The 14,461-nt window shown below is 58.0% G+C and carries 12 protein-coding genes; 3 read left to right on the top strand and 9 right to left on the bottom strand.

Annotated features, from left to right (window positions below):
• Window positions 1-17: 17 nt before the first annotated feature.
• Both HQN82_RS22455 and HQN82_RS22450 read right to left on the bottom strand, forming a co-directional pair.
• On the bottom strand, window positions 18-986 hold the full coding sequence (locus tag HQN82_RS22455; protein ID WP_004444583.1) for an ABC transporter permease: 969 nt from the start codon (window positions 984-986) through the stop codon (window positions 18-20).
• Between the two features lie 222 nt (window positions 987-1,208).
• The gene (locus HQN82_RS22450; protein ID WP_006700310.1) at window positions 1,209-2,774 is read right to left on the bottom strand and encodes an ABC transporter substrate-binding protein; all 1,566 of its coding nucleotides are present in this window, start codon (window positions 2,772-2,774) and stop codon (window positions 1,209-1,211) included.
• 160 nt (window positions 2,775-2,934) lie between these two features.
• Here HQN82_RS22450 and HQN82_RS22445 point away from each other — a divergent pair, with 160 nt between their 5' ends.
• Window positions 2,935-4,470 carry an amidohydrolase family protein gene (locus HQN82_RS22445; protein WP_173615960.1) on the top strand — a complete coding sequence of 512 codons (1,536 nt, stop codon included), beginning with the start codon at window positions 2,935-2,937 and terminating at the stop codon, window positions 4,468-4,470.
• A 189-nt stretch (window positions 4,471-4,659) separates the two neighbouring features.
• Here HQN82_RS22445 and HQN82_RS22440 read toward each other — a convergent pair whose 3' ends face one another.
• From HQN82_RS22440 to HQN82_RS22410, 7 genes are all read right to left on the bottom strand, one after another.
• Window positions 4,660-5,724 carry a porin gene (locus HQN82_RS22440; RefSeq protein ID WP_173615959.1) on the bottom strand — a complete coding sequence of 355 codons (1,065 nt, stop codon included), beginning with the start codon at window positions 5,722-5,724 and terminating at the stop codon, window positions 4,660-4,662.
• Between the two features lie 452 nt (window positions 5,725-6,176).
• Window positions 6,177-8,351: a putative bifunctional diguanylate cyclase/phosphodiesterase gene (locus tag HQN82_RS22435; protein ID WP_048902991.1), complete on the bottom strand. Its 2,175-nt coding sequence runs from the start codon at window positions 8,349-8,351 to the stop codon at window positions 6,177-6,179.
• Window positions 8,352-8,582: 231 nt separating this feature from the next.
• Window positions 8,583-9,518 carry a 2-hydroxyacid dehydrogenase gene (locus tag HQN82_RS22430; protein ID WP_022563857.1) on the bottom strand — a complete coding sequence of 312 codons (936 nt, stop codon included), beginning with the start codon at window positions 9,516-9,518 and terminating at the stop codon, window positions 8,583-8,585.
• A gap of 23 nt (window positions 9,519-9,541) precedes the next feature.
• Entirely contained in the window at window positions 9,542-10,273 is a 732-nt protein-coding gene (locus tag HQN82_RS22425) for an amino acid ABC transporter ATP-binding protein (RefSeq protein ID WP_004444596.1), read from the bottom strand.
• Window positions 10,254-10,913, bottom strand: coding sequence for an amino acid ABC transporter permease (locus tag HQN82_RS22420; RefSeq protein ID WP_003521700.1), 660 nt, complete (start codon window positions 10,911-10,913; stop codon window positions 10,254-10,256). The genes HQN82_RS22425 and HQN82_RS22420 overlap by 20 nt, the downstream gene beginning before the upstream one ends.
• A complete protein-coding gene (locus HQN82_RS22415) occupies window positions 10,910-11,614 on the bottom strand; it encodes an amino acid ABC transporter permease (RefSeq protein ID WP_022563855.1) in 705 nt (234 codons plus the stop codon). Before HQN82_RS22415 ends, HQN82_RS22420 begins: the two co-directional genes overlap by 4 nt.
• Before the next feature lie 66 nt (window positions 11,615-11,680).
• The gene (locus tag HQN82_RS22410) at window positions 11,681-12,484 is read right to left on the bottom strand and encodes a transporter substrate-binding domain-containing protein (RefSeq protein ID WP_004444612.1); all 804 of its coding nucleotides are present in this window, start codon (window positions 12,482-12,484) and stop codon (window positions 11,681-11,683) included.
• Between the two features lie 295 nt (window positions 12,485-12,779).
• On the opposite strand from HQN82_RS22410, the gene HQN82_RS22405 reads away from it, so the two are divergent.
• Together HQN82_RS22405 and HQN82_RS22400 are read left to right on the top strand one after the other, a co-directional pair.
• A complete protein-coding gene (locus HQN82_RS22405; protein ID WP_022563853.1) occupies window positions 12,780-13,100 on the top strand; it encodes a hypothetical protein in 321 nt (106 codons plus the stop codon).
• A gap of 172 nt (window positions 13,101-13,272) precedes the next feature.
• Window positions 13,273-14,295, top strand: coding sequence for a LacI family DNA-binding transcriptional regulator (locus tag HQN82_RS22400; RefSeq protein ID WP_045533949.1), 1,023 nt, complete (start codon window positions 13,273-13,275; stop codon window positions 14,293-14,295).
• The last annotated feature ends 166 nt before the right edge of the window (window positions 14,296-14,461 follow it).

Raw genomic sequence — 14,461 nt, 5'->3', positions numbered from 1 at the left:
AAACTGGCTCCCTTCGGTCAGCGCGCGGTGCGCAGACGCGGATCGATGACCGCATAGGCGATATCGACGAACGTGTTGAGGACAACGAAGATGAAGGAGATGATGCAGAGATAGGCCGCCATGACGGGGATATCGAGGAAGGTAACCGCCTGGATGAACAGCATGCCCATGCCCGGCCACTGAAACACCGTTTCCGTGATGAGCGCGAAGGCGATGAGGGAACCCACATTCATCGTCGTCAGTGTCACCACCGGCATCAGACAGTTGCGCAGCGCATGACGGAAGTAGATCCGCCAGCGCGGAATGCCACGTGCCCGTGCGAACTTCACGAAATCGGACCGCAGAACTTCAAGCATTTCAGCCCGCACCAGACGCATGACGAGGGTGATCTGATAAAGCGAAAGCGCGATAGCCGGAAGAATGAGCGCAGCACGCCCGGACGAGGTCAAAAGCCCGGTTGACCACCAGCCGAGCTGAACGACATCGCCACGGCCAAAGGCCGGTGCCCAGCCGAGGGAAACGGAAAAGACAAGAATGAGAAGAATGCCGACAACGAAGCTTGGCAGGGAAACCCCGACGATCGACAGGAACTGCAGACCTTCCGTGTACCACTTCCCGCGCCGGATCGCCGTCAGAACACCCAGAGGCAGGCCGACGACCAGAGAGATCACGGTGGCAACCAGCACCAGCTCAAGGGTCGCGGGGAACCTTTCCGCGATCAGCGGCAGCACCTGCTGGCCGTTGCGGTAGGAAACGCCGAAATTGCCCTCCGCCGCGTCTTTGACGAACCGCAGATATTGGGTCGGCAGGCTGTCATTGAGGCCGAGCCGCTCACGGAGCGCTGCGCGATCCTCCTGCGACGTCTGTTCGCCGACCATCAGCTCGACGGGATCACCCGCCAGCCGAAAGATGAGAAAGGCGATAAGCGCAACGGAAAGCATGACCAGCACGGCATTTCCCAAACGCTTGATGATGAATACCAGCATTGTTACCTCTCGGACGCGAGCCTGAGCCGCGCAGGCTTTCAGGTTCGATCATTCTCTTCCAGAGATGGGGCAAAGGTTGCGCGGGCTGCAAGAACCACGAACACGATGCAACTTTGTCGACAATTTTTGACGCAGCTTCATTCGGTTCCACACGTACTCGAATGTTTGCTGAAACAGGCAAGGCGCTCGGTCCAGTGACCGGCGCCTCGCTTGCTGTCTGTCTTATTTGTCGAGCTGGGTCAGCCAATGGCGTGGCTTGTTGTCAGCGCGGAAGTCGACGCTTTTGACCTTGGCCAGCATAGCCCACGCAATCGGCTGCTGATGCAGGGGAACGAGCATGGTCTCGTCCTTGGCGATTTTCAGGGCAGCTTCTTCGAGCGCCAGACGCTTCGTATTGTCCTGCTCCTGCGCCGCCTGCGCAACGAGCTTGTCGATCTCGGGATTGGACCAGCCGCCATAGTTGGAGACGCCCATCGCGCCCTTGCGGGTCGAGAGGATCTGCGACAGCATCGAGAAGGCGTCAAGAGTCGGCTCGTTTGCCCAGCTGAGGTTAAAGACGTCAGCCTTGCCGCCATTGCGCTTGGGTGACTGCACGGAACGTGGCGCAATATCGATGGTCGGCTGGAAACCGCCGCGCTTCAACATGTTGGCAACGCCCGAGCAGATATCCTCTTCGTTGACGCTCTCGTCATTCATGCAGGTATAGGTGAAGGCAAGGTTCTTCATGCCCGCATCGGCAAGCAGCTTCTGCGCCTTGGCCGGATCGGCCGGCTCGAACGTGTCCAGCGATTTGGCATAACCAGCGATCTCAGGTGCGATCAGCGAGCCGGACGGTCTTGCAAGACCACGCATGACTTTTTTGTTGATCAGGTCACGATCGATGGAGGCTTCGAAGGCCTGACGAACGCGCAGATCATTAAAGGGGTTCGGCTGGCCGTTTTCCAGTTTTTCGCGGCGGTTGAAGCCAATGAAAAGCGTGCGAAGCTCGGTGCGCTTCTTGACCGTGATATTGGGCGAGGATTCCAGACGCGGCAAATCCTGGATCGGGGCGGAGTCGATCAGGTCGATTTCACCTGACAGCAGTGCCGCGACGCGTGTTGCCGCAGATGCGATCGGCACGAATTCGATGCGGTCGAGATTGTGCTTCTTCTGGTCCCACCAGCCTTCATTGGCAACGAGAACAGTCTTGCTGTCGGGAACGCGGCTTTCGAGCTTGAACGGGCCTGTGCCATTGGTGTGCATGGTGGTGTAGCCATCGACCTTCGACGCGAAGTCGGTAGGCTTCTCGCTATTGTTATCTTTCAACCACTTGGCGTTAAAAATGAAGATATTGGTTATGTCGTTCAGAAAGAGAGAAGTCGGCGCGTTGACATCGAGGTCCACCGTGTAGTCGTCAACTTTTTTGACGCCAGCGTAAATCGGGATATTGCCCCGCAGCGGCGACGTCGCGTCCGACGCGCGCGTGAAGGATGCGACGACATCATCGGCGGTGAAGTCTGCACCGTCATGAAATTTCACGCCCTTGCGAAGGGTAAAGCGCCAGGTCTTTCCATCAATCAGCTTCCACTCGGTGGCGAGTGCCGGCTCGATCTGGAAGTCCGGTCCGTAGCGGACGAGACCCTCGTAGATATGATTGAGAAAAGCGAGGTTGGATGTGGACGGAACCGAATAGGGATCGAGCGAATAGAGATCGGCGCGACCACCCCAGCGAAGGGTCTCCGCGCTGGCGGGAACGGCAATGGCGGCAGCAGCCATGGCCGCCAGGACAAAACTTCTGATACGGGACATTTGATCCCCCCTTTTTATTGATCGTTGGAAACCGGCACGGGTCCGGTCAGGCAGAAGGAGTATTGTTTCGCCGAGGCTTATTGTCAATAATATTGTTGACAATTATCGTACTCAAAATCGCAAGTTTTTGAATACGAGTTTAAGCGAGAGAGGAGAGAATATGACAGGCTTTCTGCTGCGGCACGGAACGATCGTTACGGTCGACAAGGAGCGGCGTATTATTGAGAACGGGGCACTGGCGATAGAAGGCGACAGGATTGTCGACATCGGCACTGTGGATGAACTTGACCCCCGCCACAGTGATAAGGTGGTTATCGACTGCAGGGGAAAGCTTCTCATTCCTGGCCTGATCGATGCCCATGGCCACGCGGGCCACGCCCTTCTTCGCAGCATCGCAGCGGACACCAATGCGATGTGGATGAAAATCATCACGCCGACCTATTACCACTACGTCACCCGCGACTACTGGTATGCCGACGGGCTGATTTCCGGCGTTGAACGGCTGCGCGCCGGGGTGACGACCGGGGCCAGCATCATCACTTCGATGCCACGCGCGGATGACCCCGTCTTCGCCACCAACCACGCTCGCGCCTATAGCGAACTCGGCCTTCGCGAAATCATCTGCGTCGGGCCGTCAGGCCTCCCATGGCCTCATCCGGTCACACGGTGGGAGAGCGGTCTACCGGAACGTCGCGACGTTAGCTTCGACGAGATGATGGATGGCAGCGAAGCGGTGATCGAAGCATTGCACGGCAGCGCCGATGGCCGCATCAGCGTTTTCCTGACGCCTTTCACCATCGCACCGTCGGTCGAACCCTCCAATGCATCTACGCCGGACCAGGCAGTGAAACTGACAGAGGGTGACAGAATGCAGGCCCGCCGGATACGCGAGATGGCGCGCAAGACCGGTGTCAGGCTTCATTCCGACGCCTTTGCCGGGCAAATCCGCATGGCGTTTCAGGACAAGGAAAATGCCCTGCTTGGCCCTGACATTCACCTTCAGCATTGCTGGGGTATCTCCCACGACGAAATAGACATACTGGCCGAGACCGGCACACGCGTGACCCATGCGCCGCCGGGCCGCGCAACTCCCATCATGGAAATGATGTCAAAAGGGATTCGTGTCGCCATCACCACCGATGGCGCAGCTCCAAGCCGCCATTTCGACATGTTGCAGACGGCGCGCCTCGCGCAATTTACGCAACATCTCCTGCACAATCACGACCGCTACCTGCTTCCGCCGGGCAAGATCTTAGAGATGATCACGATCGATGCCGCGCACGCTATCGGCATGGAGGACGAGATCGGTTCGCTCGAGAGCGGCAAGAAGGCTGACGTCGTCATCATCGACATGCGGAAGCCGCATCTCATGCCCATGTGGATGCCGGTCCACCGTCTGGTCCATCAGGTTCTTGGCAGCGATGTCGATACCGTCTTCGTGGACGGTAAATTGCTGATGGAAAATGGCCGGGTACTGACATCAGATGTAGACGCCGCCATTTCCTTCGGCCAACAGGAAGCTATGGCACTGGCAGAACGGGCGGGTCTGAAAGCACACATGCACGATCCGGGCTGGGGCTGCCTGCTGCGCACGTTCGACGAACCCGTGCTCCCTCCCCGTCCGCCGGCGGATGCGAGATTCCGCGCCGCCGACCAAGGGCCTGTTCAGGATCACAAATCGACTCGGGATCACTAATCGACTGGGGTCGGCAAGGTCCCCTGGCACTTCTTGCCAAGATCACGACAAAGACTCCCCGGCCAGGAGAGGGCCGGGGAGCAAACCTGACATCATGTCAGGAACTTTGACTGGAGCTAGCACTCACCCGTTGAAGAAACGGGGTGGATCTGAGTTGTCTAACCCGGTTATGCTGTTTGTCAGGCTCTGTTAGAACGAACGCTCGAGACGAACGAAACCGGTCCAGCTGTCGCCACCACCGTTTACGCCCTTCTTGCCATCCACATCCTGATAGGTGACCGCAACCTTGGTGGAGAGACCAGAGGTGATCTTGTAACCAGCAGCGACGCCAGCGCGCCACGCATCGCGGCTGCCAACGAAGTCGTTGTTAGCGCCGATGTCGATCGTGCCGAAATACTGGAAGCCAGGGGTGATGGTCAGCTTGTCAGTTGCCTTGATGGCGTATTCAGCAGCAACAGTCCACTCGGACTCTTCGTAGTAGTAGTTGGCGCCGGAAGCCCAAGCACCGGAGATGCCGAGCGTGCCCGGACCGATGTCAGCCGTGATGATCGCACGGATTGCACCGTTTTCCTGGTTCGTGTCGTAACCGCCAAGCAGGTTGGCCTTAACGCCGCCGATCTTTGCGCCGATGATGGCGCTGATGCCAACATCGTTCGTGCTGGTCTGGAACTTGCCGCCCGTCGTAACGCCGAGTTCGGAAGTGCCCTTACGCGAACCTTCGAGCTCTTCAACAGCGGCACCGACGTAGAATGAGCCGGCGTCGTAGGTGTAACGGATAGCGTTCAGACGGGTGCGGTTGGAGCTGAGCTGGTCATACTCACCGGAGAGACCGTCGTCCCACCAGTTGTAGTAGAAACCGACTTTCAGGCCGCTGAGTTCGATGAAAGCCTGATCAAGAACGAAGTTGCGGTCAGTATCGTTGTCGGCCTGACCGCGCAGACCGATGTAGCCACGCAGGGCGCCGAGTTCGGTGTCGGTGCGGGTGTCAATGTTGAACTGGGCGCGGGTGAAAGAGTCCCAGTCAGATGTACCGGACTGGTTGCGACCGAAGTCCGTCTGGAAACGAACGTAACCGTCGAACTTCAGGCAGGTTTCGGTGCCGGGGATGTAAAAGAAGCCGGTGCCAAAAGCATCGCAGACGCGAACATATTCCATGGGCTCGGGCTCAGCGGCGACGATGGCGTCAGCGGCCTGTGCGCCGGATACTGCTGCGAGAGCCGCAGCGGAGCCGATCAAAAGGCTCTTGATGTTCATTTGTAATCTCCAGTCAAAAATTTTTCAACGAATGCGCAAATTTGTGGGCTGGTCTTTTCCCTGCCGCCCGCTTCCCTGCGCTGATCAGCAAATGACAGAAATCGCGGGGGAGTCGCAATTCAAATCTCCGGATTTAAAATACAACACGATGACGCAATCACACTGCGTAGTAAAATTACAACAAATATAAAGTTTAAAATATAAAAATACGCTTATGTACATTGGGAAAATAAGATTTATTGGATATTTAATTTACGATAATATTCTAATATGACGAGAGTAGTAACAATATTGCTGCGGCAGGAGCCCAACAGCTCACCTTGAATAACAACGGTGATGTGACAATAGCCGAGGCTGGTGCAGTGAGTGCGCAAGGCGGCGATACCCGACCCGAAACTCGCGCGGGGTGCTTCAATTCCGTTCGGATGACGCAGCGGGCGGTGGATCGGCGATTACAGCGGTTGGCTGGAAGAACCGGTTGCAAATGTGGGCATCGCCTTCAGCATGCCCTCGATCTCGCCAGCCGCCACGGGGCGGCCGAAATAGTAACCTTGCCCGTAGGGACAACCGGCAGCGCGCAGAAAGTCAGCCTGCTCGGCCGTTTCCACGCCTTCGGCAATGACATCGATGCCCAGTGAACCGGCAAGCTGGATCATGATCGAAACAATGGCGCTGTCTTTGGTTTTTGCCGGCAGATGCGTGAGGAACGAGCGGTCGATCTTCATGCATGAGAGAGGGAATGTCTTGAGCATGCCAAGACAGGAATAGCCGATGCCGAAGTCATCCAGTGCCAGGCTGACGCCCATCTGCTTGATGGCGCGCATGATGCGCACTGACGTGTCGACATCCTGAATGATGAGCGTCTCGGTAATCTCGATTTCCAGCAGCGAAGGTGCAAGGCCGGTTTCCTTCAGCACCGAACTGATCTGGTCCGCCAAACCGGCCTGGAACTGCCGGGGGGAGATATTGACTGCCATTTTGAGAGGCGACAATCCAGCAGCCATCCAGTCTCGCGCCTGACGGCACGCTTTTTTCAGAATGCTCTCCCCAAGCTCCACGATGAGGCCGGTTTCTTCCGCAAGGCCGATGAATTCCGCAGGCCCAAGCAGTCCCTCCGCCGGGTGCTGCCAGCGCACCAGCGCCTCCACCCCACTGATTCCGCCGGTAAGTAGATCGACCTGCGGCTGGAAATGCAGGATGAATTCATCCCGTTCCACGGCCCTGCGCAATTCCTCGATACGCGTGACCTTCTTTCTCAGGTCGTCTGCCATGCGGGGCGAGAAGGTGGCGATACCGTCCCGACCATTATGTTTCGCCTGATACATGGCAAGATCGGCAGCGGCGACGATCTCCGCCGTGGTTTCCCCATGTTCCGGAAAGAATGCCACGCCGATGCTGGATGTCGCCTTGATATCATAACTGCCGATGCGCAGCGGCTGTGAGACCGCAGCCTGGATGCCCTGAAGCCGGGTTTCGAAACCGTCCCGTTGTTTCTCCAGAATGACGACGAACTCATCCCCGCCCACCCGCAACACGAGATCGTTTCGACCAAGGCTCCCTGCAATGCGCGCGGCCGTCTTCGAAAGCAGCGCATCGCCGACGCTGTGGCCCAGCGTGTCGTTGATCTGCTTGAAATTGTCGAGGTCGAGAAAGCAGACGGCGATCGTCCGCCTGGCTTTTGCCGCGGCCGCCAGAACTTCCGGCAGCCGTGTATCGAGAAAACGGCGATTGGGGAGCTGGGTCAGCATGTCGTGATCGGCCAGAAAGGCGATATGTTCGGCAGCACGTTTGCGGTCGATCGCGAGCCCCGCCATGCGTGCAGCCGCACCGATAAATTCCACCAGTGCCGGATCTGGCTGGCGGGCCGCGAGCATGCACCAGACAAAACCGTGCGCCTTGCCGTCGCTGGCGGGGATATCGAAGCTGAAGGCCGTGGTATCGGCAGGGGAAATAAGGCTGTCAGGATCGCTGACCGAGGAAATCAGCGCCGTCAGCCCCGCATGCGGAGCGAGTGCCGGCGATGCATAAACCGAAGGTTCACCCGTAGCGGCGTCGAACACCCGTACGGCACAGGCAAGCCCCGTAGCGAGATTTTCAATCGCCTTGACGAATTCCTCTAGGAAATCCTCGATACGCGCCGCCGCGACAATCATTTCGAGAATGCGCGCCTGCGTCTGCAGCAACCTTTCGGAAGCCTTTTTCTGGGTTATGTCCCTAGAAGCGCCGACCACCCCGATGATGTTGCCGGACTTGTCCCGCAGCGGCACGCGCGACATCATCAGCCAGCGGTCGATATCGCCACGCATGGCCCGCTCTTCGTAACCGAGATCCGGTTCTCCCGTGCGCATCACCCGTGCCTCGGTGTCGGGAATGCCCGCCCGCCGTGCTGCTTCGCCGTGAATATCGTAATCGGTGAGGCCAATCAGCTCCTCCACCGTGTCAAAACCATTTTCCTTGACGATTGCGCGGTTCGCAAACAGGAAACGACCTTCCAGATCCTTGGCATAGATAAAATCCGGCACGTGGTCGATCATCGCTTCCAACAACACATGCCGGTCGGAGGGATTACTATTTTCATCTGTTGAGGTAGAGGCAGATGGCCCTGTTTCGCGCTTTTTTCGCGATATCCGGTTCTGCACGGGTGTCTTCGGGCCCTTGGAACGCACGTATCCGCCTCATCACTTTATAAGAGAGCAGAATAGTAGGATTATACATATTATATAAATATGAACGAGGGGCGGAGATAGGGTGGCCGGTGGCCGTCTGTACGCTTGCGGCGATGAAATAGCGCCTGTCTCAGGGAAAACGGCGCGGATAGAAGCCGCGCCGCCAGAATGCTGGCATCCAGCAAGGCCCCGTCACACCACCGGCGTCGGCAGCTCCCTGCCGGCAAAATGCGCATCGAGATTGGCAAGAACAAGGTCTGCCATGGCCCGTCGCGTCTGATGCGTGCCGCTCCCGATATGTGGGGCGAGCGTGACGGTTTCGAAAGCAAACAGCGCATCCGGCACACGCGGTTCATCCTCGAAGACATCAAGCGCAGCACCTGCGATCACGCTATTCGAAAGTGCCTCAATGAGCGCCTTCTCATCCACCAACGAGCCGCGAGCCACGTTGACAAGCACACCCTGCGGGCCAAGCGCGTTCAGAACCTCGGCACTGACGATGTGACGCGTTTCGGCGGTGGCCGCTGCGGCGATGATCAGCACGTCACAATTAGCGGCCAGAGCTTCGATGCTGTCATAATAATCATAGGCGACATCGCGACGATTTCTCGCGGTGTAGGAGATATGCGCATCGAAACCTTCGAGCCTCCTGGCAATCGCCTGACCGATGCGGCCGAAACCGAATATGCCATAGCGACGACCGGCCACGCGGGTGGAAAGGCCCATGTCGCCCTTCAGCCATTGCCCGGTGCGGACATATTGGTCTGCCTGCGGCAGCCTGCGTGCCTGCGCCAGAATAAGGCCCAGAGCAAGATCCGCGACATCGGCCGTCAACACGTCAGGCGTATTGGAAACACGAAAGCCGCGCCGCTTCGCTTCAGCCAGATCGACCTTGTCGAAGCCGACGCCGTTGATGGCAACGATTTCAAGTTTTGGTAACGCTGCACCAATATCCGCCGGCAGGCCGATATGACCGCCGGTGACGACGCCGCGGATCGCGCCGCCTTTTTCAGCAAGGAAAGCGGCCCTGTCTGACACTTCGAACAGGCGATGCACGGTGAAGCGCTGCGCAAGTTCTTCCTCCAGTGCCGGGATGAGCGGGCACAGCTGCACGATTTCAGTGGTCATGGATTTTCCTTTGTGCCGGTGAACTACTTCACATCGGCCTTGACGAATTGCCGGAGTTCCGGCGTTTGCGGATTGGCGAAGAGTTCGGACGAGCGACCCTGCTCCCAGATCTTGCCCTTGTGCATGAAGATCGTTTCGGTCGCCACGCGCCGCGCAAAGGCCATCTCATGCGTCACGAGGATCATGGTCATGCCGTCTCTGGCGAGGTTTTCCATGACAGTCAGCACTTCTTCGGTGAGTTCCGGATCGAGCGCAGACGTCACCTCGTCGAACAGCATTACCTTCGGCCGCATGGCAAGCGAGCGCGCAATCGCCACACGCTGCTGCTGGCCGCCGGACAGCTGGTCCGGATAGGAATCGAATTTCTCCGAAAGACCGACGAGCTGCAGAACCTCACGGGCGATATCCTTGGTTTCCGATTTTGCCACGTCCTTGACGATGCGCGGCGCAAGCATGATGTTTTCACCCACCGTCAGGTGCGGGAACAGATTATAGCTCTGGAACACGATGCCGACATCGGTGCGCAGCTTCCGCAGGGCCTTGGCATCTTCGCCAATCGCATGACCGGCGATTTCGATGCGCCCGGAATTGATCTTTTCCAGCCCGTTCATGCAGCGCAGCAGCGTGCTCTTGCCCGAGCCCGAGCGGCCGATGAGGGCGAACACTTCACCACGGCCGACCGTCAGCGACACGCCTTTGAGGACTTCCAGAGCGCCAAAGCTCTTGTGAACGTTTTCAACGATTACTTCCGGCATGAAGCCTCCTTTCCAGCCAACGCGACAGCTGGGATAACGGGTAGCAGACGATGAAATAAAGTACGGCCACCGCCACGAAGACGCGGAACGGCTGGAACGTGGCATTGTTGATGAGCTGCCCCGCTCTCGCCAGTTCGACGAAACCGATGATCGATGCGATGGACGTGTTCTTGACGACCTGGACGGCAAAACCGACGGTCGGCGGTAGCGAAATTCGGATCGCCTGCGGCAGGATGACGTAGCGATATTGCTGGGCGCGGGTGAGAGCGAGCGATTCCGACGCTTCCCATTGCTGCTTCGGCACCGCCTGGATGCAGCCGCGCCAGATTTCCGCGAGATAACCTGACGTATAGATGGTCATCGACGCGCCGGCGGCAAAAAGCGGCGGCAGTTCCAGCCCGGCAAGGCTGAGGCCATAATAGGACAGGAACAGGATCATCAGCACCGGAATGCCCTGGATCACCTGAATGTAGGTGCCGGCGGCAATGCGCAGCGCCTTGAAATTCGAGGTGCGGGCGAGCGCCACGAAGAAGCCAACGATACCGCCGCCGATTAGCGCAATGATCGTCAGAAGCACGGTCCATTGCAGGGCTGTCAGCAGGAAGCCGAATTCGTTCCAGCCGAAAGTTCTAAGGGTCATGACTGCACCTCCGGCAAAGCGGTCATCGTCTTGCGGGCCACGCGGCGACCGAACAGCCACATGCCGACAAGGGCAAGGATGAGCCGCAGGCTGAGCGCCAGCGCCAGATAGATGAGCGTGACGACGATGTAGACCTCGAAGGAGCGATAGGTCTGCGATTCCACGAAGGCTGCAGCGGCGGCAAGCTCATGGGTGGAGATGGCCGAGCATATGCTCGATGCCAGCATCATCAGCACGAACTGGCTGCAGAGCGATGGATAGACCTTGGCAATGGCGGGCACGATAATGACGTGACGATAAATCTGGTACTTGGTGAAGCCCAGAGCCTCACCCGCCTCGATCTGCGACTTGTGCACCGCCTCGATGCCGGCGCGGATGATCTCCGTCGAATAGGCGGCAAGATTGATCGTCATGCCGATCAGCGCCGCCGTATCCGCCCCTACCCTGAAGCCGAGACCCGGCAAGCCGAAATAGACGATGAACAGCTGCACCAGGAACGGCGTGTTGCGGATGACTTCGACATAAGCATCCACGATGATGCGGACGATGCCACCATTGATGGAGCGCAATGAGGCGAGAAGAATGCCGAAAGCGCAACCAAGCACGATGGAGAAGACCGACAGTTTGATCGTCAGCCATATACCGTTCAGAATTTCATTCTGATATTGGGCGAGCGCGCCGAATTGGAATGTATAGGACATGCGTCACTCCGTTGACATTTCCCGGCCCGCCGAACGTATTCCCGGCGGGCGCGTTGAAAGGCTCAATCAGAAGCTTGGCAATTGCGGCAGCGGGCGACCGGTCCATTTCACCGAGATGCGGTCGAGATCGCCGGACATCTTCATCAGGTAAATGGAGGTGTTCAGCCACTGGCGCAGCTCGAAATCCTCAAGCTTGGTCGCCATGGAATTGCCCTGCTGGAAGAAGGTGAACCCGACCTGGAGACCGGCTTCCGGGCGCTGCTTGATGATTGCTTCACCAACCGTGGACGGCAGGGCGACGGCATCCACCTGACCCGCGAGCAAAGCCTGGGCGCTGGTGGAATCGTCTTCGTAAACGACGATTTCGAGACCTTCGACATTGGCCTTGCGCAGCGCGGTTTCCTGCGAGGAACCGCGGTTGACCGACACGCGCTTGCCCTTGAGGCTGTCGAGATTTTCGAATTTCTGGTCCTTGCCGGAGATGATATCCATGTTGAAGGCGCTGTATGGCTGCGTGAACATCACAGTCTTGGCGCGTTCGCCGGTCGGCGCAAGCGTCGCGACGAGGAAATCGACCTTGCCGGTCTGAAGGGCCGGAATACGCGCTGGAGGCGTCAGCGGCACCAGCTCCACCGGCAGCGACAGGTAGGAACCGATGAGATTGGCGACATCGACGTCATAACCGGAAGGGTTGCCCTTCTCATCCACCATGCCCATCGGCGGCGCGCCCGTGAGAACACCGATCTTGACCTTGCCGCGCGCCGTGATCTCGCTGAGCGAGACGGCATGGGCGGACGTTGTAGCCGCAAGCGAAGCTGCGGCAACACCGACGGCAACGGTCATGTTTTTCAGAAATCTGGATATGCTCATGGTTTCTCCTCCAACCCAAATAGTAGCTGCCCAATGCAGAACAGCGGCCTTCGCAAACCGAAAAATGTTCTCGATAACATTTCTAGGCGCTTGACTAAAAACTCCTCCCAAGAAACTGTGAAAACACAAAACCAGATGAATTTTTTATTAAATTCAATCAGTTAGGATGATTACCGATTTTCCTCTCTTCGACGCCGCTTCACGTTCTTGGCAGGATCAATAATGCATGTTATCGGTATCATTGCAAGTCCGATCTACAGAACTGTTTCGGTCGGCATTCATTTCGGGAGGAAACATGTACACACGCTCGGCAATTTTCGAAGGCAGGATTCACCCCGGCCGGGAGGAGGAGTTTTTTCGCATCGTTGAGGAAAAATTACTGCCTGTCTGGAAGCGCATGCCGAATGCGCAGGCGGTGCGAGTGATGCGTACGGAGCGCACGGACCCGGACGCGGCCCAGATCATCATGGTGCAGGAAATCGACTACCCCTCGATGGAGGCCGTGGAGGAAGCGCTGGTGTCTCCGGTCCGGCTGGAAGGCCGGGTACTGACGGATGAGATGATGAGCATGTGTGACGGGCGTTTCTACCATCTGGTCTATAGCCGCGTCGCATAAATCCGGTGCACGTCGCATTGATCTGCAATCATACGGCGTGCTTTCCCTTGGTATCTTCGTGTATGTCTTGTCGTGAACCGGTCTTCATTCAGCCGGATTGTAACTGGGGAGACATGCTTTGGTGGAGCGCACGCCTTTGGCCGCAGCGTTAGTCACGTCAAAAAAAGCAACCATGAGCGACGTCTCAAAACTTGCGGGCGTCTCCAAGATGACCGTCTCGCGGGTGCTGGCCGATCCCGCTCTGGTGTCCGAGGAGACGCGCCAGAGGGTGATGAAGGCCATTGAGAAGCTTGGTTATGTGCCTGACCGAATCGCCGGTTCGCTTTCTTCTCGCCGCACCAATTTCATCACCGCCATCCTGCCGACTCTCACCAACTCAAACTTCGCCGACAGCGCTCAAGGCCTCGCCAATGCGCTACGCGCCGCCGATTACCAATTGCTGATCGGTTACACCATGTACGACCTGCAGGAAGAAGAGCGCGTCATCCGCACCATGATGGAGCGCCGTCCCGACGCGATTGTCGTCGCCGGCACGGTTCATACCAAGATGGCAAGCGAAGTGTTGATGCGCGCCGGTATCCCGATCGTTGAAATCTGGGACGTACCCGAACATCCGATCGACCATGCGGTCGGCTTTTCCAATTACGAAGTGGGAAGAACCGCCGCCAAACACCTGATATCGCTTGGATTCACGCGCATAGGCGCACTTGGCTCCCGAGCCGATGGCGACGTTAAGGACTGGCGCGGCGAAAGCCGCCTGCTCGGTTTCGGGGCGGCGCTGCGCGAAGCCGGCATCGCCGATGATCTCATCATCCGCGAGGGCAGCGCGCCGGTCTCATACGATCACGGCGCGAAAACGCTGGGCTCCCTGTTGGCCAAGGCGCCCGATGTCGAAGCCATCTTCGCCGTGTCGGATATTTCCGCTGTCGGTGCGCTGATGGAATGTCATCGCCGCGGCATTCATGTACCAGACCAGATTTCCATTCTCGGCTTCGGTGATTTTGATATTGGCAGACAATGCTATCCGGCGATTTCAACGATACGGGTCGACGCACAGATGATCGGCCGCAAAGCGGGCGAGTTGCTGCTTTCGATATTGGAGGCAGAAAAGGATGCCGCTGTTCCCGAGGGTGCGCGGGTGGATGTCGGCTTCCAGCTTATCGTGCGGGAGACGACGAAGCGGTTGGGCCGGTGAAGCTTTAGCCTCGTTGGAACGAGCGTGTACCGCTTCTTTCTTCTCCCCGCCGGGGAGATGTCCGCGGCTGCGGGATGAGGGGCAAGCTCTCCGAATATCGCTAACGTAGCCCCCTCATCCGACCCTTCGGGCCACCTTCTCCCCCGCGGGGAGAAGAAAAATGCCG

The sequence above is a fragment of the Agrobacterium pusense genome, assembly GCF_013285525.1.
GTDB lineage: Bacteria > Pseudomonadota > Alphaproteobacteria > Rhizobiales > Rhizobiaceae > Agrobacterium > Agrobacterium pusense.
The sequence above is the reverse complement of the archived record's forward strand: the minus strand, read 5'-3'. Positions and strand labels throughout refer to the sequence as shown.

What these genes read in the sequence shown, in the direction of transcription:
- HQN82_RS22445 (WP_173615960.1), top strand. Translation starts at nt 2,935, where the DNA reads ATGACAGGCTTTCTGCTGCGGCACGGAACGATCGTTACGGTCGACAAG.
- HQN82_RS22430 (WP_022563857.1), bottom strand. Translation starts at nt 9,518, where the DNA reads ATGACCACTGAAATCGTGCAGCTGTGCCCGCTCATCCCGGCACTGGAG.
- HQN82_RS22405 (WP_022563853.1), top strand. Translation starts at nt 12,780, where the DNA reads ATGTACACACGCTCGGCAATTTTCGAAGGCAGGATTCACCCCGGCCGG.
- HQN82_RS22450 (WP_006700310.1), bottom strand. Translation starts at nt 2,774, where the DNA reads ATGTCCCGTATCAGAAGTTTTGTCCTGGCGGCCATGGCTGCTGCCGCC.
- HQN82_RS22455 (WP_004444583.1), bottom strand. Translation starts at nt 986, where the DNA reads ATGCTGGTATTCATCATCAAGCGTTTGGGAAATGCCGTGCTGGTCATG.
- HQN82_RS22420 (WP_003521700.1), bottom strand. Translation starts at nt 10,913, where the DNA reads ATGACCCTTAGAACTTTCGGCTGGAACGAATTCGGCTTCCTGCTGACA.
- HQN82_RS22410 (WP_004444612.1), bottom strand. Translation starts at nt 12,484, where the DNA reads ATGAGCATATCCAGATTTCTGAAAAACATGACCGTTGCCGTCGGTGTT.
- HQN82_RS22400 (WP_045533949.1), top strand. Translation starts at nt 13,273, where the DNA reads ATGAGCGACGTCTCAAAACTTGCGGGCGTCTCCAAGATGACCGTCTCG.
- HQN82_RS22415 (WP_022563855.1), bottom strand. Translation starts at nt 11,614, where the DNA reads ATGTCCTATACATTCCAATTCGGCGCGCTCGCCCAATATCAGAATGAA.
- HQN82_RS22425 (WP_004444596.1), bottom strand. Translation starts at nt 10,273, where the DNA reads ATGCCGGAAGTAATCGTTGAAAACGTTCACAAGAGCTTTGGCGCTCTG.
- HQN82_RS22440 (WP_173615959.1), bottom strand. Translation starts at nt 5,724, where the DNA reads ATGAACATCAAGAGCCTTTTGATCGGCTCCGCTGCGGCTCTCGCAGCA.